The following is a 17,770-nucleotide window of genomic DNA, read 5'->3' as shown; positions in this document are numbered from 1 at the left end:
CGTCATGGAGCTGGTCGACCTGTCGGTGCCGATCGTCACCGGGATGCCCGTCTACCCGGGCGACCCCGAGGTGACGATCGAGCCGGCGCTCATCGCCGGCCGCGACGGGGTCAACGTCCTGGCCGTGCACCTGGGCTCGCAGTCCGGTACCCACGTGGACGCGCCGTTCCACCTGGACGACACCCTGCCGGACCTGGACGAGCTTCCTCTGGAGCGGTTCGTGGGGCCCGCCGTGACGGTCGACGCCCGGGGGCTCGCCCCGGGCGCGGCGATCGGGCCCGGCCTCTTCAGGGGCGAGCTGGGCCGGATCGTGCTCGTCGCCACCGGGTGGTCGGCCCACTGGGGGACTCCCGCGTACCTCGACCATCCGCACCTGACCGAGGAGGCGGCGCGGCTGCTCGTGGAGCGGGGCGTGCGGACCGTGGGGATCGACGCGCTGAGCGTCGATCCCACCCCGGCGGAGGACTTTCCCGCGCACCGGGTGCTGTGCGGGGCGCACGCGGTGATCGCCGAGAACCTCACCGGGCTCGGCCGGCTGCTGGACGCGCAGGCGGCCGGACGGGCCGTCGAGGTGTCGATGCTGCCGATCCGGCTCGCGGGCGCCGACGGGGCGCCGGTCAGGGCCGTGGCCCGGCTATCGGGTGCCCCATGAGTAGGTCTGCTTGCGCAGCTTCAGATAGACGAACGACTCCGTGGCCCGCACCGCCGGTATGGCACGGATCTTGCTGAGGATCTCCAGCAGGTGACGGTCGCCCTCGCACACCACCTCGACGATGACGTCGAAGGAGCCGGCGGTGAGCACCACGTAGTCGATCTCCTCTATCGCCGCCAGCTCGTCTGCCACGGACTCCAGGTCGCCCTCGCACGTGACGCCGATCATGGCCTGGCGGGGGAAGCCGAGCGTGAGCGGGTCGGTCACCGCGACGATCTGCATGACGCCGGCGTCCTGCAGGCGCTGGACGCGCTGGCGGACCGCCGCCTCCGACAGGCCGACGGCCTTGCCGATCGCGGCGTACGGTTTGCGCCCGTCGGACTGGAGCTGCTCGATGATCTGTTTGGACAGCTCGTCCAGCACGACCGGTCCGGATGCCGCGTCCTTGCTGCGGCGTACGCGCGGCGGCGTCGTCATGTCGAGGGATCCTCCAAGCGGTCCGGCATGTTACGGGGGCGTTCCCGCCGGGTTGCCGTCCTGGTGCGACATGCTTTCAGTTCTCGGCGGTCTGTCAAGCGAATTCGTAGCAATTTGATATCTTCACCACGAAATCCCTTGTTCAGATGCGGTTACTCTGTAAGAGTCGCGGCATCTCGCCCACCTGCGACATCAGTAAGCCATCTCACCAGGAGGTCATCCCTTGACCGTCCGTCTCCAGAACTTCGTCAACGGTGAGTTCGTGGACGCCAAGAGCGGCCGATTCTCCGACGTCATCGATCCTTGCACCGGCGAGGCCTACCTCCAGGCCCCGATCTCCGGCCCCGAGGACGTGGACGCCGCCTACGCGGCGGCCGCCGCCGCGTTCGAGTCGTGGGGCGCCACCACGCCGGGAGAGCGGTCGAACCTGCTGCTCAAGGTCGCCGACGCCATCGAGGCGCGGGCCGACGAGATCAACGAGGCGGAGTGCCGCAACACCGGCAAGCCGCGCGCCCGCATGGCCGAGGACGAGACGCCGGTGGCGGCCGACCACTTCCGCTTCTTCGCCGGCGCCGCCCGCACGCTTGAGGGCCCGACGGCCGGGGAGTTCCTCGCCGACCACACCAGCGTCATCAGGCACGAGCCGATCGGCGTGATCGGCCAGGTCACGCCGTGGAACTACCCGGTGATGATGGCGGTGTGGAAGATCGCCCCCGCGCTCGCGGCCGGCAACACCGTGGTGCTCAAGCCGTCCGACACCACCCCGGTCGCCACGCTCAAGCTCGCCGAGATCGTCGGCAGCGTGCTCCCGCCCGGCGTCTTCAACGTCATCACCGGCGACCGCGAGACCGGCGCCACCGTGGTGAGCCACCCGACCGCCGCGATGGTGGCGATCACCGGGTCGGTCGGCGCGGGCATGTCGGTGGCCAGGAGCGCCGCCGACGACCTGAAGCGGGTCCACCTGGAGCTCGGCGGCAAGGCCCCTGTCGTGATCTTCGAGGACGTGAAGGACCTGCGCAAGGCGGCCGAGGACATCGCCGTGGCCGGCTTCTACAACGCGGGCCAGGACTGCACCGCCGCCTGCCGGGTGCTCGTCCACGAGAGCGTGCACGACGAGTTCGTGGCCGCGCTGGCCGAGGCCGCCGCCGCCACGGTGACCGGCGACCTGTCCAACGAGGACGCGCTGTACGGCCCGCTCAACAACGAGACCCAGCTCGCGCGGGTGCAGGGCTTCATCGACCGCGTCCCCGCGCACGCCAAGGTGCTCACCGGCGGGCAGCGGGTCGGCGACCGGGGCTACTTCTTCGCCCCCACCGTCGTCGACGGCCTCAAGCAGGACGACGAGATGGTGCAGAACGAGGTGTTCGGCCCGGTCATCACCGTCCAGACGTTCACCGACGAGGCCGACGCGCTGGCCAAGGCCAACGACGTCAGGTACGGGCTCAGCAGCTCCGTGTGGACCTCCGACCACGGCCGCGCGATGCGGATGTCGAACAAGCTCGACTTCGGCGTGGTCTGGGTCAACACCCACATCCCGTTCGTCTCGGAGATGCCGCACGGCGGCTTCAAGCACTCCGGGTACGGCAAGGACCTGTCGGTGTTCGGCCTGCATGACTACACCAGGGTCAAGCACGTCATGCACTTCATCGGCGAATAGCCCGAAAAATCACGGTAAAGCACGCACAAAGGGAATCCCCCCGACATGGCCGATCAGAGTCCGATCGACACTCCAACTGACCGTGCGATCGAGCTGGAGGACGTCCTCAAGGAGTACGTCTCGCATGGCGAGGTCGTCCAGGCGGTCAAAGGCGTGACGCTGGACATCGCCGAGGGGGAGTTCTTCTCCCTCCTCGGCCCGTCCGGTTGCGGCAAGACCACCACCATGCGCATGATCGCCGGGTTCGAGGAGCCGTCGAAGGGCGTGATCCGGCTGCACGGCCGGGACGTCACCGACGTCCCGCCGAACAAGCGCGACGTGAACATGGTCTTCCAGTCCTACGCCCTGTTCCCGCACATGAGCGTGTGGGACAACGTGGCCTTCGGGCTGAAGCAGAAGAAGACGTCGCGCGAGGAGATCAAGCGGCGGGTCGGCGAGATGCTGGAGATCGTCGACCTGACCGGCCGGGAGAAGCGCCGCCCGCGCGAGATGTCCGGCGGCCAGCAGCAGCGCGTCGCGCTGGCCCGTGCGCTGGTCAACCGGCCGCGCGCGCTCCTGCTCGACGAGCCGCTCGGCGCGCTCGACCTCAAGCTCAGGCAGGCCATGCAGCTGGAGCTCAAGCGCATCCAGCGCGAGGTCGGCATCACGTTCGTGTACGTGACGCACGACCAGAACGAGGCGCTGACCATGAGCGACAGGATCGCCGTCATGAAGGACGGGCTCATCGAGCAGCTCGCCGGGCCGCGCGAGATCTACGAGCGGCCGGCGACCACCTTCGTGGCCGGCTTCATCGGCACCTCCAACCTGCTGACGGGCACCGCCACCGGCGGCGTGCTGAAGGTCGGCGAGGGCCGGGTGCTGGTGCCCGGCAAGGAGGGCGAGGTGTCGGTGACCGTACGGCCCGAGAAGATCACCCTCGCCAAGCAGGAGCCCTCGGGTGACGTGAGCGCCCTGCCCGGAACCGTCTCCGAGGTCGTCTACCTCGGGACCTACAACAGCTACGCCGTGCGGATCGCCGACGGGGACGAGATCACGGTGTTCGAGCAGAACGCGCACGACGCGACGGTCACGGCGGAGCGGGGCGACTCCGTCTGGCTGTCGTGGCAGGCGCAGCACTCATATGTGATGGGAAGTTGATAGCACGTCATGAACCGCCTGCATTCCCCCGCCCTGTACCGGGGCATGACCCAGCCCCGCACCCGCCGTGACGTCTTCCGGCTGGCCGGCCTGTCCGCCGCCGGGCTGGCCCTGGCCGCCTGTGGCGTCCAGGGGCAGAAGGCCGCTCCGCCGAAGGCCGACGCCGTCGCCGACTACTGGGCGAGCCAGAAGAAGAACGGCAAGGTCGTCTTCGCCAACTGGCCCGAGTACATGCCCGAGGACCACGGCCCGCTGAAGAAGTTCCAGCAGGAAACCGGGATCTCCTACGAGTACAAGGAGGTCATCAACGAGAACACGGAGTTCTTCGGCAAGGCCGACCCCGTGCTCCGCGCCGGCCAGCCGCTCGGCTACGACATCGTCGTCATGACCAACGGCATCCAGCTCCAGCACATGTTCGAGCTGGGCTACGCGGTCACGCTGGACCAGTCGAAGATGACGAACTTCCAGGCCAACGCCGCCGAGGCGTACAAGAACCGCGCCTACGACCCGGGCAACAAGTACACGATGCCGTTCGCCTCCGGGTTCACCGGGATCGCGTACAACACCAAGTACGTCAAGGACGACATCACGAGCATCCAGGCGATGTTCGACGCCAAGTACGAGGGCCGGGTCGGCATGATGGCCGACGCCCAGGAGATCGCCAACTTCGGCATGATCGCCCTCGGCGTCGACCCGGAGAAGTCGACCGAGGACGACTGGAAGAAGGCCGGGGAGAAGCTCCAGGCGCAGCGTGACGCCGGGATCGTGCGCAAGTACTACAACCAGGACTACATCGACGCCCTGTCCCGTGGTGACATCTGGGTGTCGATGGCCTGGTCCGGCGACGTCTTCCAGCGGCAGCTCGCGGGCGAGCCGGTCAAGTTCGTGATCCCCGAAGAGGGCGGCACGATCTGGACCGACAACATGCTCATCCCGAAGGGCGCGGCCAACCCGGTCGACGCCATGATGCTGATGGACTTCCTCTACAAGCCGGAGATCGCCGCCGAGCTTGACGAGTTCATCCAGTTCGTCACCCCGGTGCCGGCCGTCCAGGAGCTGCTGCGCGAGAAGGCCGCGAGCGCGTCGGGCGACGACAAGAAGGCCCTGCTCGACATGGCCGAGAGCCCGCTGATGTTCCCGACCGAGGCCGACTACGCCAAGCTCCACAGCTACACGCCGCTCACCACGGCCCAGGAGCAGGTGTTCAACCCGATCTTCCAGTCCGTCACCCAGGCGTAGGCCATGAGGCGTCTCACCCCCTACCTGCTCGCGCTGCCGAGCTGGATGTGGCTGGCGATCTTCCTGGTGGTGCCGCTGGCGGCGATGGCGTCGGTGTCGCTGCAGACCGGGAACGTGATCGACGGCTTCGTCATGACGTTCAGCTTCGGCAACTACGGCGACGCCCTCGGCACCTACAGCACCCAGCTGGTCCGCTCGCTGGGCTACGGCGCGACGGCGACGGCGGCCATGCTGGTGATCGGCTACCCGGTCGCCTACTGGATCGCCTTCAAGGGCGGCAGCCGCAAGTCGGTCTACCTGTTCCTGCTGCTGCTGCCGTTCTTCGTGTCGTTCGTGCTGCGGACGATCTCGTGGGGCTTCCTGCTGGCCGACGACGGCATCGTGCTCGGCACGCTGAAGAGCTGGGGGGTGCTGTCCGCCGACTTCCACGTGCTGGCCACCTCGTTCGCGGTGATCGCGGGCCTGACGTACAACTGGCTGCCGTTCATGATCCTGCCGATCTACGTGTCGCTGGAGCGGGTGGACCCGCGCCTGGTGGAGGCCGCGCAGGACCTGTACGCGACGCGCGGCACCGCCTTCCGCAAGGTGGTGCTGCCGCTGTCGCTGCCGGGCGTGTTCGCCGGGGTGCTGATGACGTTCGTGCCGGCCACGGCCGACCCGGTCAACGCCCAGGTGCTCGGCGGCACGGGCAACACCATGATCGGCAACATCATCCAGACCGAGTACCTGGTCAACAACGACTACCCGACGGCCTCGGCGCTGTCGTTCACGCTGATGGCGGTGCTGCTCGTGGGCATCTTCGTGTACGCCAGGGTGCTCGGCACCGAGAACGTCCTAGAGGCGGCGGCCCGATGAGGGGGGTCCGCGGGAGGTTCGGCGACCGGCTGCTGCACGCCTACACCTGGCTGATCATCCTGTGGCTGGTCGCGCCGATCGCCGTCATGATCGCGTTCGGCTTCAACGACAAGCAGAGCAAGTCGAACGCGACCTGGCAGGGCTTCACGCTCAAGTGGTACGGGGAGCTCTTCGCGATCCCCGACCTGAGCGACGCGCTGGTCAACTCGCTGCTCATCGCGGTGGCCAGCACGATCGTCACCGTGGTCATCGGCACCATGCTCGGGCTGGCCCTGGGCCGCCACCGGTTCCGCGGCCAGGGCGCGACGAACTTCCTGGTGTTCGCCGCGATCTCCACGCCCGAGCTGGTCATGGGCGCCTCGCTGCTGTCGCTGTTCGTCTCGGCGAACGTGCCGAGGAACCAGATCACGATCACGATCGCGCACGTGCTGTTCTCGCTGGCGTTCGTGACCGTGACCGTGCGGGCCCGGGTGGTGAGCCTCGACCCGTCGCTCGAAGAGGCGGCCAAGGACCTCGGGGCGGGGCCGTGGGCCACGTTCCGGCAGGTCACGCTGCCGTCCATCATGCCCGGCGTGCTGGCCGGGGCGATGCTGGCCTTCGCGCTGTCCATCGACGACTATGTGGTGACGAGCTTCGTCAACGGCTCCGAGCTCACCTTCCCGCTGTGGATCATCGCCTCGGTGAAGACGGGCATCCCGCCGCAGGTGAACGTCATGGGTACGCTGATCTTCGGCGTGGGCGTACTGATCGCGGTCGTCAACGCGGTCGCGGCCCGGCGCCGTACCTGAAAGACCTCAGCCCCCCGCGGACCGCGCGGGGGGTTTCGACGCTGCCGGCAAAGAACAGGGAGGCGAGATCGGATTCCGGCGGGGGGAACCCGCGCGTGATCACCGTTTTGGTCCCGCAATTTTCGACTTTTGACATACACCGTAGGGAAGTGGGATTTGTGGATCCGCTGAAGGCGCTGGCTGACGCGGAGCGCAAGCCGTACTGGCTGGACAGCCCGGCCAGACCCGAGCCGCGACCGCGGCTCTCCGGACACACCACCGCCGACCTGGTCGTCGTCGGCGGCGGTTTCTCGGGCCTGTGGACGGCCCTGATGGCCAAGGAACGCGACCCCTCGCTGGACGTGGTGCTGCTGGAGGGGCGCAGGATCGGCTGGGCGGCCTCCGGCCGCAACGGCGGGTTCTGCCTGGCGACCCTCACGCACGGACTGCCCAACGGGCTGGAGCGCTGGCCGGACGAGATCGAGCGGCTGGAACGCATGGGCGTGGAGAACCTCGACGAGATCGAGGCGACGCTGCGGCGCCACGACATCGACTGCTCCTTCGAGCGCACCGGCGAGCTGAACGTCGCCACCGAGCAGTGGCAGCTCGACGCCCTGTACGAGCACCTCGACCTGATCGAGGAGCTCCGGCTGGACTACGTGCCGCTCGACCGGGAGCAGATCCGCGCCGAGATCGACTCGCCCACCTACCTGGGCGGGCTCTGGGACCGCAGCGGCTGCGCCATGCTCGACCCCGCCCGGCTGGCGTGGGGGCTGCGCGAGGCGTGCGTGCGGCTCGGGGTGCGGGTGCACGAACGCAGCCCGGTGCGCTCACTGGACGACGACGGCGCCTCGATCACCCTGCGCACCCCGCACGGCTCGGTCACCGCCGGCAGGGTCGCGCTCGGCACCGGGGTGTTCTCGCCGCTGCTGCGCCGGCTCAAGCACTTCGTGGTTCCGGTGTACGACTACGCGCTGATGACCGAGCCGCTCAGCGACGCCCAGCTCGGCGAGATCGGGTGGCGCAACCGGCAGGGCGTGGGCGACGGCGCCAACCAGTTCCACTACTACCGGCTCACCGACGACAACCGCATCCTGTGGGGCGGCTACGACGCCGTCTACTACAACGGCGGCCTGGTCAAGCCGGAGTACGAGCAGCGCGACGAGACCTTCGTCAAGCTGGCAGGCCACTTCTACGACACCTTCCCGCAGCTGTCCGACGTGCGCTTCACCCACCGGTGGGGCGGCGTGATCGACACCTGCAGCAGGTTCAGCGCGTTCTACGGGCAGGCGCACGGCGGGCGCCTGGCCTACGCGGTCGGCTACACCGGCATGGGCGTCGGCGCCACCCGGTTCGGCGCGAACGTCATGCTGGACCTGCTGTCGGGGCAGCGCACCGAGCGCACCGAGCTGCGCATGGTGCGGGAGAAGCCGATGCCGTTCCCGCCCGAGCCGGTCCGCTCGGGCGTCATCCAGTTCACCCGCTGGTCGATCGCCAAGGCCGACGAGCACCAGGGCAAGCGCAACCTGTGGCTGCGCACGCTGGACCGGATGGGGCTGGGCTTCGACTCCTAGCGGCACGGGCCCGCGGCCGGCCCGGCCGCGGGCCCCTTCCCGCCACACTGGAGAGATGAGAATCGAATTCGCCGCCGACGGCGTGCCGCTGGTGGGAGAGCTGCGGGTGCCCGACAGTACGGAGCCGTGCCCGGCCCTGGTCCTGACCGGCCCGTTCACCGGCGTGCGCGACCAGGTGACCGGGCTGTACGCGGAGCGGCTGGCCGCCCGAGGATTCGTCACCCTGGCCTTCGACCACCGCAACTGGGGCGAGTCGGGCGGCGAGCCGCGCTGCCACGAGGACCCGCAGGGCAAGCTGCACGACCTGCGCGCGGCGGTGTCGTTCCTGCGCTCGCGGCCGGAGGCCGACGGGGAGCGGATCGGCGCCGTCGGCATCTGCCTGGGCGGCGGCTACGCGCTCAAGTTCGCCGCGTTCGACCCCCGGGTGAAGGCGTTCGCCGGGATCGCGGGCGCGTACAACAACCCGTACACGATGCGCGCCGGCATGGACTACCAGGCGGCCCTGGCCTCCTACACCGCCGTGCTGGAGCGGCAGGACCAGGGCGGGCCGGTGGCGTACATCCCGGCGGTGGCCGAGGAGGGGGAGGCCGCCATGCCCGGCGCGGAGCCGTACGCCTACTACGGCACCGCCCGCTCGGCCTCCGCCCACTGGGCCAACCAGGTGACCAGCGCGAGCGTGCGCGAACTGATCACGATGGACAACATGATGGGCGCCGACTTCCTGTCGCCCAAACCGGCGCTCCTCGTGCACGGCGTGGCCGACCGGTTCTGCTCGCCCGAAGGCGCCGAGGAGGCGTTCAAGCGGCTGGACGAGCCGAAGAAGCTGGTCTGGCTGGACGCCAGGGAGCACATCGACCTGTACGACCGCGAGCCGTACGTGACGCAGGCCGTCGAGGCGACGGCGGAGTTCCTGCACGCGCATCTGTAGTCGAGCCCGGCGTCCGGGGGCTCAGTGCGCGCGTACGAGATCCTCCTCCGGGATGACCTTGGGCACGCCGCGGAGCCCCACCAGCGCGAGCGCCGCCACGACCACCAGCATCGCCGACGTGGCGAGCGCGGTGACGTTCACCGCCTGCACGAACGCCTCCCGCGCCGCCAGCACGAGCTGACCCGCCTGCGCGGCGGGCAGCGACTCGGCCGTGGCCAGCGCCCCGGCGATCGACTCGCGCGCCGCCTCGCCCGGCACCCCGGCGGGCACCTCCAGGCGGCCGGCATAGGTGCTGTTCAGCACCGTGCCCAGGATCGCGATGCCGAGCGCGCCGCCCAGCTCGAACGAGGTCTCCGAGACCGCCGCCGCGGCGCCCGCCCGCTCCCTCGGCGCGGTGGCCAGCACGTTGTCGTTGTTGACGGTGAACGCCAGCCCGATGCCCATGCCGCCCACCACCATGGCGCACGCCATGACCGGGTAGCTGACCTCCAGGCCGATCGTGGAGTAGTAGAAGAACGCCACCGCGTTCAACAGCAGGCCGAGCGCCACCACCCCGTTCCTGCCGATGCGGTTCACCAGCGGGGCGGCCACCACGCCGCCGATCGCGCCGCTCAGCCCGCCGGGCAGGCCCGCGAGCCCCGCCTGCAGCGGCGACCAGCCCAGCACGAGCTGGAAGTACCAGGCGAAGAACAGCGACATGGCCATCATCGTGAAGATCGCCAGCAGGTTGGTGCCGATCGACGCGGAGAACGCGCGCCGCCTGAACAGCCGCACGTCGATCAGCGGCTCGGCCAGCTTCGTCTGCCGCCAGACGAACACCAGCAGCCCGGCCACCCCGAGCACCCCGGTGACCTGCACGTCCACGTGCGCCAGGCCCTTGTCGGCCGCTTCCTTGACCGCGTAGACGACGGCCACGATGCCGGCGAACGACAGCGCCACGCTGATCAGGTCGATGCGCCCCGGCTCCGGGTTGCGCGACTCGGGCAGCACCCGTACGCCGACGACGACGATCAACGCCATGATCGGCAGGTTGATCAGGAACACCGAACCCCACCAGAAGTGGTCCAGCAGCAGCCCGCCGATCACCGGGCCGAGCGCGAACCCGGCCGCGCTCATCCCGCTCCAGACGCCGATGGCCGTGGTGCGCTCGGCCGGGTCGGTGAACACGTTCCTGATGATCGAGAGCGTGGACGGCATGATCGTCGCGCCCGCCACGCCCAGCAGCGCCCGCGCCACGATGAGCAGCTCGGGGTTCGGCGCGTACGCGGTCACGGCGGAGGCCGCGGCGAACGCGACCGCGCCGATCAGCAGCAGGCGCTTGCGGCCGATCCGGTCGCCCACGTTGCCCATCGTGATGAGCAGGCCCGCCAGCGCGAACCCGTAGATGTCGCCGATCCACAGCAGCTGCGTGGAGGAGGCGCCGAGGTCGGCGACCAGCCGTGGCAGGGCGAGGTGCAGGACCGTGAGGTCCACGGACAGGAGGAGGGTGGCCAGGCAGCAGATCGCGAGTCCGGCCCATTTCTTCGTCATGCGGACCACGGTCGCGCCCGGCGCTGACCGCGTGCCTACCGTCCGCTGACCGCCGCCAGCGCGGCGGCGATCCGCTCCCTCAGGTCGTTCACGCTGTACCAGCCCGCCGGGCACTCCTCGCGGGCCCGCTCCAGCCACGTGCGAGCGGCGGCCAGGTCGCCCACCGCCAGCGCCACCTCGCCCAGCCCGCAGTGCGCCCTGGCCAGGATGTCGGTCGAGCCGACGCGGCGGGACAGCTCCGCCGCCCTCTCGTAGTCGGTACGCGCCCGCTCCGGATCGCCGGTACGGGCCAGCGCGTCGGCGCACCGGCACAGGCTCTCCGCGACGTCGGCCAGCGCGCCCAGTTGCCGCGCGACCTCCATCGCCTCCTTCGCCCTGGCCAGCGTGGTCACGTGGTCCTCCTGCTCGGCGGCCAGGTCGGCGAGGCCGGACAGCGCCAGCATGGTGCCCCAGCGCTCACCCATGGCGCGGAAGGCGGCCAGCGACCGCTCGAACTCCGCTCCGGCCCTTTCCGGCTCGCCCGACTCCTGCAGCATGAACCCGTACCCGCACCCGGTGAGCGCGGTCGACCACGGCGACATCGGCACCGCCGCGGTCAGCGCGCGCAGTTGCGAAGGCGTGGCCACCCCTTCCGGCGGGCCGGTGAACATGGCCAGCAGCAAGGTCAGGAACTCCAGCTTCGCCGGCATGTAGTCCGTCGGCAGGGAAGGACGCAGCCCTTCGAGCCGTTCGGCCAGCCAGTCATCGCCCACGCCGGTCCAGGCCGCGACGAGCACGCACATGGCGTACTCCTCCTTCAGGCCATCCGGCGCGGCGTCGCCGACGCGTTCCAGCAGCTCCGCGGCGAGGGTCGTGCTGACCGTCCGGTGGCCGCGCATCCACCAGTAGCAGGCGCAGTAGGCCAGCAGCCGCAGCGCCGTCTCCAGCCGGCCCGACTCGGTCGCCCAGCGCACGGCGGCGTTGAGGTCGTCGCTCTCCGCATCCAGGCGGGCGAGCCACTCCAACTGCTCGGCGCGGCGCAGGTGGTCGTCGGCGGCGATCGCGAGATCCAGGTAGTAGGCGGCGTGCGCCTCCCGCATCGTCTCGGCCTCGCCCGCCTCCGCCAGCCGCTCGGCGCAGAACGCGCGGATGGTCTCCAGCATCCGGTAGCGGCCGTCGACGGCCTCCACCAGCGACTTCTCCGCCAGCGAGAACAGCACCTCCTCGGGCAGCCCGCACACCCGCTCGGCCGCCTCCGCCGTCGCGCCGCCCGCGAACACCGTCAGCCGTCCGGCCATCCGCTGCTCGTCCTCGTCCAGCAGGTCCCAGCTCCACGCCACCACCGCGCGCAGCGTCTGGTGGCGCGGCAGCGCCGTCCTGCTGCCGCGCGCCAGCAGCCGGAACCGGTCGTCCAGCCGCGCCGCCACCTCCGCCACCGACAGCGTGCGCAGCCGGGCCGCCGCCAGCTCGATCGCCAGCGGCAGGCCGTCCAGGGCGTGGCAGATGCGGACCACCTGCTCGACGTTCTCGGGGGTGACCGCGAACGCGGGCCGCACGGCCGCCGCCCGGTCGGCGAACAGCCGCACCGCCGGGTAGCCGAGCGGGTCCCGCGCGTCGGGCGGCGGCAGCCGCAGCGGCGACACCGGCACCAGCGACTCGCCGGTGATGCCCAGCGCCTCCCTGCTCGTGGCCAGCACCCGCAGCCCCGGGCAGGACCCGAGCAGCGTGTCGGCCAGCCTCGCGGCCGCCTCCACCACGTGCTCGCTGTTGTCCAGGATGAGCAGCAGCTCCCGGCCGGCGAGCGCCGTCACCAGCCGCTCCACCGGGTCCGGCAGCTCCGGCCCGTGCCGGTCCCGGATCCCCAGCGCGGCCAGCACCGCCGGGGCCACCTCGGCATCCGCGGTCACCGGGGCGAGCTGCACCAGGCACACGTCCCCGTCGGCCCGCTCCGCCACCTCCAGCGCCAGCCTCGTCTTCCCCGCCCCTCCGGCCCCCACCAACGTCACCAACCTGGACGCCGCCAGCTCCCTGCTGACCTGCCGCAGCTCCTCCCCCCTCCCCACAAAACTGCTCAGCTGCGCCCGCACCCCCACCTTGACCCCAGCCCCACCCGACCAGACCCCCCGCGAGGCGCCCCCACCCACGTCAGCGGCCCTACCACCCGGACCGCCCCAGCCGCTGTCACCATCGGAGCCCTCCAGGCTCTCCCACGGGCCGCCCCCACCGCGCCCGGCTCCGCCCCCACCGCGCCCGGCTCCGCCCGCACCACGCTCGGCTCCGCGCCCGTCCAGCTGGGTGAAGCGGACGTCGTCTCCCCGGTCGGCTGCGGGACGCGCCGTATCGGGCCGGTGCTCGCGGTGAGTGCCACCGCTTCGGTCGTGCTGGACGCTGGCGTAAGGGGTTTCCCATAGGCCGCTTCCGGCGCTTTCGGCTTCGCGCGCGTCCGGCTGAGTGGAGCGGCCGTCGTCTCGCTGGTGGGCGGGGGGATATGCCGTGCCGGGCCGGCGCTCGCGGCGGTCGCCGCTCGTGTCGTGATGGGTGCTGGCATGGGAGGTCTCCCAAGGGTCGCTTCCAGCGTGCTGGGCTCCCTGCGTGTCCGCCGTATTGTGCTCGCGGTGCCCGCCGCCGCTCGGAGCGTGATGGGTGCTGGTGTGGGGGGTTTCCCATGGGCCGCTCGCGGTGTGCTGGGGTTCCCGCGCGTCCGCCGTATCGTGATCGCCGCCGGTCTGGGGTTCGCGTGTGTCCGGTTGGGTGTCGTGTGAACGGGGGGTGATGGTCTGCGGACTTGTGGGGGTGAGGGACGGTAGGGGGAGGGTGGCGAGGCCGAGGGCGGGGTCGGCGCGGAGGACCGCCAGGTGGGCCGCCGCGAGCTCGGGCCCCGGCTGGATGCCCAGCTGGTCGTCCAGGATGCGCCGGCCCTCGGCGTACGCGGTCAGGGCCTCCGCCTGGCGGCCGCTCCCGTACAGGGCACGCATGAGCTGGGCGCGCAGCCGCTCGCGGAGTGGATGGTCGGCGACGAGCCGGCGCAGCTCGGCGGCCAGCTCGCGATGCCGGCCCAGCTCCAGATCCGCCTGCGCCCGATCCTCGATCGCCGTGAGGCGCAGCTCGGACAGCCGGGCCGCCGACGCGCCGGCGTGCGGCGCGTCGGCCAGGGGCGCGCCCCGCCACAGCTCCAGCCCTTCGCGCAGCAGCGCCGACGCCCGCCCCGCGTCGCCGGACCCCAGCGCCCGCCGCCCTTCGGCGGCCAGCCACTCGAACCGGCTCGCGTCCACGTCCATCGGATCGGCCACCAGCCGGTAGCCCGCCGGATGGAACTCGACCCGGTCCCGCCCCAGTGCCCTGCGCAGCCGTGACACCTGCGACTGCAGCGCGTTCGCCACCCCCTCGGGCGGCTCCTCCCCGTACAGCCCGTCGACGAGCTGGTCGGCCCCGACCACCCGCCCGGGCTCCAGCGCGAGCAGTGCGAGCAGCGCACGCACCCGGGGACCGCCGACCGGGATCCCGGTCCCGTCGTCACCCAGCACCTCGGTGGGGCCGAGGATCTCGAAGCGCATGCCTCTGATTATCGCGGTCCCGGCAGCATGGCGGTGATGTCCCCATAGCTGGGCATAACGGTCTCCTCCCGCGAACCTGACGGACGCACGGCGGCGAGCGCGGACAGGGCGCCCCACAGGCTCGCCCGGTACAGCAGAGACCCCGTGCTGACCCGCGCCACCCCGGCCCGCGCCAGCTCGTCCAGGCCCGGCCCGCCCGGCTGGTACAGGATGTTGACCGGCAGAGGAGTCAGCTCCACCAGCTCGGCGACGGCGCCCAGGTCGCTCAGCCCCGGCACGAAGATCCCGTCAGCGTGTCCGTACGCCCGAACCCGCTCCGACGGGTCGCCCGTCTTGAGCCAGCACGTGTCGGTACGGGCGTTCACGAACACCCCGTGGCCCTTCGCCGCCTCGATGATCTCCTGGTGCAGGCGGACCGGCCGCAGCGTGCCGTCGGCCCGGCCGTCCTCCAGGTTGACCCCCACGACCCCGGCCGCGGCGAGTCCGGCGACCAGTTCCGCCACCTCGGCGGGGTCGTCGCTGAACCCGCCTTCCACGTCCACGCTGACCATCACCCCGAGGCCGGTGATCGCCCCGGCCAGCGCCACGGTCTCCGCCTTAGTTGCCCCGGCGGCGTCGGGCCTGCCGTGCACGGCGGACACGCCGAGGCTCGTGGTGCCGATCGCGGCGAACCCCTCCCGGGCCAGCATCGCCGCGGACCCGTAGTCCCACGCGTTGGGCAGGAGCAGCGGCTCGCCGCGCCGGTGCAGCGCCCGGAACTCCTCGCTCATCGTCCCAGCACCCCCGCCACGACTCCTTCGGCCAGCGCCATCGCGTGCCGCCGGGCGGGACACGGGCGCACCCCCGCGCCGAACGTGAGGTGGGCTCCGGCGTCCCGGTTGACCTGGACCAGATCGATCCGCACCTCTGCCCCGGTCTCCCGGTCCATCCGCCGCGTCACCTTGAGCGGCGGGTCGAGCCTGAGCGTACGATCCAGCAGCCGCGCCACGGCATCGCCGGGTCCGGCCTGACGCAACGCGTTCCGTACCAGCCCTTCGGTCGCGTCGTGCGCCTGCAGCAGCAACGTGATCAGTGCCACCGACGATCGGACGAGGCCGGCGTCGGCGGCGAGGGTGAGCAGGTCGCGGACGGCCGCGTCGGCCTCCGGGGTCTCCTCGCCGGACAGATAGCCGGGGGCGGCGGCGCGCACGGCTTCCACCAGCCGGCCGGTGTCCAGGACGCCGAGGGCGTGGCCGAGCACTGTCACAGGGACGCCCTCCCAGCGGCCGTCCCGCTCCAGCGTCAGCTTCCTGGCGGCGTCCCGGAGCGCGTCCGGGTCGAGGGCGTCGAGCGACTCCTCCAGCAGCCGCCGGCGCCGCGCGTGCACCTCCCCGGTGCTGAACCGGGAGGCGTGGGAGCGCAGCCAGGCGAGCGTGCCCTCCGGCGCGTCCTGCCTGACGGGAGGCGGGATGTAGCGGGTGTCGGCGAGCACCGCGAGGGCCTCGGCACGGTGGGTGATGACCATGCGTCCACGCTAGATCGGGAACGTTTCGGCCCCGGTCGAAGTGTCGTCAGGCGGCCAGGCGCTCCTGGGGTTCCCCGACGGTCTCGCGGGCGGGGACGGCCACCGCCGCGGGGCGCGCGCCGGCGGCCGCCATGACCACCAGGAGCGCCATGTCCGCGACCACCAGGGCGCGCTCCAGCAGCCCGTAGTAGCCCTCACCGCCGATCCAGCCGGAGGTGAACGAGGCCGGATGCGCCGCCAGGTACACGGCCAGCACCAGCCCGGCGGTCACCGCCAGCGCCCGGACCGCGCTCCACCGGGCGGCCCGTGCCCGCCCGCGCGCGAGCGTCCAGCCCGCCACCGGCAGGGTGGTGAAGACCACGGCCGCCGCCCACCGGTGGATCTCCCCGGTCAGAGACTTGATCTCGCCCGGGTCGGTCGGGAAGACCGCGCTGAGCATCAGCCCGGCGGCCGCGGCCAGCAGCAGCACGCGGGTCGCCGCCGTACGGCGAGGGTCGGACGTGGCGAGCCCGTACGCCAGGCTCAGGCACGCCGCCGCCAGCGCGAGCATCCCCAGTAACGTCGGCGCCATCCCGCCAGGCACCAGGGCGTAGTCGCTGAGCAGCGGCTGGGCGGGCAGCGTCAGCTCGGCGTAGCCGAGGGCGCCGGCGGACGCCAGCGCCGCCGTGACGGTGGCGGCGGTCGCGGCACGTGAGGTCATCGCGTCACCTCGTCATAGATCTGCTCGAACCGGGCGAGAGAGGCCTGGTGGTCGTGGGTGAGCGCGAGCTCGCGGCTGGCCAGGCCGAGCCGGTCGCGCAGGTCGCCGTCGGTCAGGACGGAGGTCAGGTGGCGGGCCAGCGCCAGCACGTCCCCGGGCGGGAACAGGTAGCCGTTGTCGCCGTTCACCAGGTGCGGCAGCGCCATCGCGTCGGCGACCACCACGGGCAGGCCGGTCGCCATCGCCTCCAGGGTGGCGATGCTCTGCAGCTCGGCCACGCTCGGCATGGCGAACACGTCGGCGGCCGCGTACGCCTGCGGCATGTTCTCGTCGGCCACGAACCCGAGGAACGACACGCGCTCCGCCACCCCGATCCGGGCGGCGAGCGTCTCCAGCGTCTCGCGCTGGTTGCCGCTCCCGACGAGCGCGAGCTGGGCGTCGGTCTCGTTCAGCACGTACGGCATCGCCCGGATGAGGTCGGAGAGCCGCTTCTCCTCGTCCAGCCGGCCGACGAACAGCACGGTCGGCCGGTCCGGCAGGCCGAACAGCTTGCGCGCCCACTCCTTCGGCTCGGCGTGCGGGTGGAAGCGGGTCAGGTCGATGCCGCAGGAGACGGCCTCGACGTCGCGGTCGAAGCCCTGCTCGGCCAGGAGCGCGGCGGCCAGCGGGGTGGGCGTGGTGACGTGGTCGGCCTTGCCGAACACCCGGCCGAAGTCGCGCCAGGCCAGCCAGCTCGCGCCCGCCCGCAGCCGGGCGGGGACGTGGCCGAACTGGAAGAGGTTGTCGGGCATGAAGTGGTTGGTGGCCACGACGGGGACGCCGCGGCGGCGGGCGGCGGCCAGGGCGGCCCTGCCGACCACGAAGTGGCCCTGGGTGTGCAGCACGTCGGGGTCGACGGCGGCCATCAGCCGGTCCAGCCGCGCGGGGACCGCGACCCGCATCGTCGGGTGGACGAGCAGCGGCGCCGAGCGCTGCCGGTGCACGATCACGCCGTCGATCACGTCGGCGCCGGCCGGGCCGAGGTCCGACTGGCACACCACGTGCACCTCGTTGCCGCGCGCGGCCAGGCCGGTGGCCAGCCGGTGGGCGAAGTAGGCCGTGCCGTTCACGTCAGGCGGGTACGTGTCGGTCGAGATCATGATGCGCCGGGGGCGTTCGGGTGCGGGGGAGAGACCGGCGTCCCGGTGGGTCCGGTGCAGGGGCATCGCCATGGTGGG

At 71.6% G+C, this 17,770-nt stretch carries 15 protein-coding genes; 8 read left to right on the top strand and 7 right to left on the bottom strand.

Going from position 1 to position 17,770, the window contains the following annotated elements; translation table 11 throughout:
- Nucleotides 1–4 precede the first annotated feature (4 nt).
- On the top strand, nucleotides 5–652 hold the full coding sequence (locus ABD999_RS06785; RefSeq protein ID WP_271274972.1) for a cyclase family protein: 648 nt from the start codon (nucleotides 5–7) through the stop codon (nucleotides 650–652).
- On the opposite strand, the gene ABD999_RS06780 is transcribed toward ABD999_RS06785, so the two are convergent.
- Nucleotides 635–1,129 (bottom strand): Lrp/AsnC family transcriptional regulator, encoded by a 495-nt coding sequence (locus ABD999_RS06780; RefSeq protein WP_148033742.1) that lies wholly within the window; start codon nucleotides 1,127–1,129, stop codon nucleotides 635–637. The genes ABD999_RS06785 and ABD999_RS06780 overlap by 18 nt on opposite strands.
- Nucleotides 1,130–1,352: 223 nt before the next feature.
- Here ABD999_RS06780 and ABD999_RS06775 point away from each other — a divergent pair, with 223 nt between their 5' ends.
- The 7 genes from ABD999_RS06775 to ABD999_RS06745 all read left to right on the top strand — a co-directional run bounded on the left by ABD999_RS06775 (nucleotide 1,353) and on the right by ABD999_RS06745 (nucleotide 9,286).
- Entirely contained in the window at nucleotides 1,353–2,786 is a 1,434-nt protein-coding gene (locus ABD999_RS06775) for a gamma-aminobutyraldehyde dehydrogenase (protein ID WP_148033741.1), read from the top strand.
- A gap of 45 nt (nucleotides 2,787–2,831) precedes the next feature.
- The gene (locus ABD999_RS06770; protein ID WP_148033740.1) at nucleotides 2,832–3,923 is read left to right on the top strand and encodes an ABC transporter ATP-binding protein; all 1,092 of its coding nucleotides are present in this window, start codon (nucleotides 2,832–2,834) and stop codon (nucleotides 3,921–3,923) included.
- Nucleotides 3,924–3,932: 9 nt separating this feature from the next.
- Nucleotides 3,933–5,162 carry an ABC transporter substrate-binding protein gene (locus ABD999_RS06765; protein WP_148033739.1) on the top strand — a complete coding sequence of 410 codons (1,230 nt, stop codon included), beginning with the start codon at nucleotides 3,933–3,935 and terminating at the stop codon, nucleotides 5,160–5,162.
- 3 nt (nucleotides 5,163–5,165) lie between these two features.
- Nucleotides 5,166–6,017, top strand: coding sequence for an ABC transporter permease (locus ABD999_RS06760; RefSeq protein WP_219549296.1), 852 nt, complete (start codon nucleotides 5,166–5,168; stop codon nucleotides 6,015–6,017).
- Nucleotides 6,014–6,805, top strand: coding sequence for an ABC transporter permease (locus ABD999_RS06755; RefSeq protein WP_271274973.1), 792 nt, complete (start codon nucleotides 6,014–6,016; stop codon nucleotides 6,803–6,805). Before ABD999_RS06760 ends, ABD999_RS06755 begins: the two co-directional genes overlap by 4 nt.
- Nucleotides 6,806–6,963: 158 nt before the next feature.
- Nucleotides 6,964–8,358 carry an NAD(P)/FAD-dependent oxidoreductase gene (locus tag ABD999_RS06750; RefSeq protein ID WP_148034870.1) on the top strand — a complete coding sequence of 465 codons (1,395 nt, stop codon included), beginning with the start codon at nucleotides 6,964–6,966 and terminating at the stop codon, nucleotides 8,356–8,358.
- 55 nt (nucleotides 8,359–8,413) lie between these two features.
- Nucleotides 8,414–9,286: an alpha/beta hydrolase gene (locus tag ABD999_RS06745; protein ID WP_271274974.1), complete on the top strand. Its 873-nt coding sequence runs from the start codon at nucleotides 8,414–8,416 to the stop codon at nucleotides 9,284–9,286.
- Between the two features lie 21 nt (nucleotides 9,287–9,307).
- Here ABD999_RS06745 and ABD999_RS06740 read toward each other — a convergent pair whose 3' ends face one another.
- The 6 genes from ABD999_RS06740 to ABD999_RS06715 are packed head-to-tail and all read right to left on the bottom strand — an operon-like array spanning nucleotide 9,308 to nucleotide 17,764.
- Nucleotides 9,308–10,816 carry an MFS transporter gene (locus ABD999_RS06740; RefSeq protein ID WP_148033735.1) on the bottom strand — a complete coding sequence of 503 codons (1,509 nt, stop codon included), beginning with the start codon at nucleotides 10,814–10,816 and terminating at the stop codon, nucleotides 9,308–9,310.
- A 35-nt stretch (nucleotides 10,817–10,851) separates the two neighbouring features.
- Nucleotides 10,852–14,349, bottom strand: a complete 3,498-nt coding sequence (locus tag ABD999_RS06735; protein ID WP_345482628.1) for an AfsR/SARP family transcriptional regulator — start codon at nucleotides 14,347–14,349, stop codon at nucleotides 10,852–10,854.
- An 8-nt stretch (nucleotides 14,350–14,357) separates the two neighbouring features.
- Nucleotides 14,358–15,119 carry an isocitrate lyase/PEP mutase family protein gene (locus tag ABD999_RS06730; RefSeq protein WP_271279388.1) on the bottom strand — a complete coding sequence of 254 codons (762 nt, stop codon included), beginning with the start codon at nucleotides 15,117–15,119 and terminating at the stop codon, nucleotides 14,358–14,360.
- Nucleotides 15,116–15,853 (bottom strand): cytochrome P450 family protein, encoded by a 738-nt coding sequence (locus tag ABD999_RS06725; protein ID WP_271279387.1) that lies wholly within the window; start codon nucleotides 15,851–15,853, stop codon nucleotides 15,116–15,118. The genes ABD999_RS06730 and ABD999_RS06725 overlap by 4 nt, the downstream gene beginning before the upstream one ends.
- Nucleotides 15,854–15,899: 46 nt before the next feature.
- Nucleotides 15,900–16,553 (bottom strand): DUF998 domain-containing protein, encoded by a 654-nt coding sequence (locus ABD999_RS06720; protein WP_219549286.1) that lies wholly within the window; start codon nucleotides 16,551–16,553, stop codon nucleotides 15,900–15,902.
- Nucleotides 16,550–17,764, bottom strand: coding sequence for a glycosyltransferase (locus ABD999_RS06715; protein WP_463670009.1), 1,215 nt, complete (start codon nucleotides 17,762–17,764; stop codon nucleotides 16,550–16,552). Before ABD999_RS06715 ends, ABD999_RS06720 begins: the two co-directional genes overlap by 4 nt.
- Nucleotides 17,765–17,770: the final 6 nt, after the last annotated feature.

The sequence above is a fragment of the Nonomuraea ferruginea genome (genome assembly GCF_039540635.1).
Classification (GTDB): Bacteria; Actinomycetota; Actinomycetes; order Streptosporangiales; family Streptosporangiaceae; genus Nonomuraea; species Nonomuraea ferruginea.
This window is presented reverse-complemented; position numbering and strand designations above follow the sequence as displayed.

Bases quoted from the DNA above. Each gene is read 5' to 3' on its own strand.
- ABD999_RS06745 (WP_271274974.1), top strand. From the start codon at position 8,414: ATGAGAATCGAATTCGCCGCCGACGGCGTGCCGCTGGTGGGAGAGCTG.
- ABD999_RS06785 (WP_271274972.1), top strand. From the start codon at position 5: ATGGAGCTGGTCGACCTGTCGGTGCCGATCGTCACCGGGATGCCCGTC.
- ABD999_RS06735 (WP_345482628.1), bottom strand. From the start codon at position 14,349: ATGCGCTTCGAGATCCTCGGCCCCACCGAGGTGCTGGGTGACGACGGG.
- ABD999_RS06765 (WP_148033739.1), top strand. From the start codon at position 3,933: ATGAACCGCCTGCATTCCCCCGCCCTGTACCGGGGCATGACCCAGCCC.
- ABD999_RS06730 (WP_271279388.1), bottom strand. From the start codon at position 15,119: ATGAGCGAGGAGTTCCGGGCGCTGCACCGGCGCGGCGAGCCGCTGCTC.
- ABD999_RS06760 (WP_219549296.1), top strand. From the start codon at position 5,166: ATGAGGCGTCTCACCCCCTACCTGCTCGCGCTGCCGAGCTGGATGTGG.
- ABD999_RS06770 (WP_148033740.1), top strand. From the start codon at position 2,832: ATGGCCGATCAGAGTCCGATCGACACTCCAACTGACCGTGCGATCGAG.
- ABD999_RS06755 (WP_271274973.1), top strand. From the start codon at position 6,014: ATGAGGGGGGTCCGCGGGAGGTTCGGCGACCGGCTGCTGCACGCCTAC.
- ABD999_RS06740 (WP_148033735.1), bottom strand. From the start codon at position 10,816: ATGACGAAGAAATGGGCCGGACTCGCGATCTGCTGCCTGGCCACCCTC.
- ABD999_RS06715 (WP_463670009.1), bottom strand. From the start codon at position 17,764: ATGGCGATGCCCCTGCACCGGACCCACCGGGACGCCGGTCTCTCCCCC.
- ABD999_RS06720 (WP_219549286.1), bottom strand. From the start codon at position 16,553: ATGACCTCACGTGCCGCGACCGCCGCCACCGTCACGGCGGCGCTGGCG.
- ABD999_RS06780 (WP_148033742.1), bottom strand. From the start codon at position 1,129: ATGACGACGCCGCCGCGCGTACGCCGCAGCAAGGACGCGGCATCCGGA.
- ABD999_RS06725 (WP_271279387.1), bottom strand. From the start codon at position 15,853: ATGGTCATCACCCACCGTGCCGAGGCCCTCGCGGTGCTCGCCGACACC.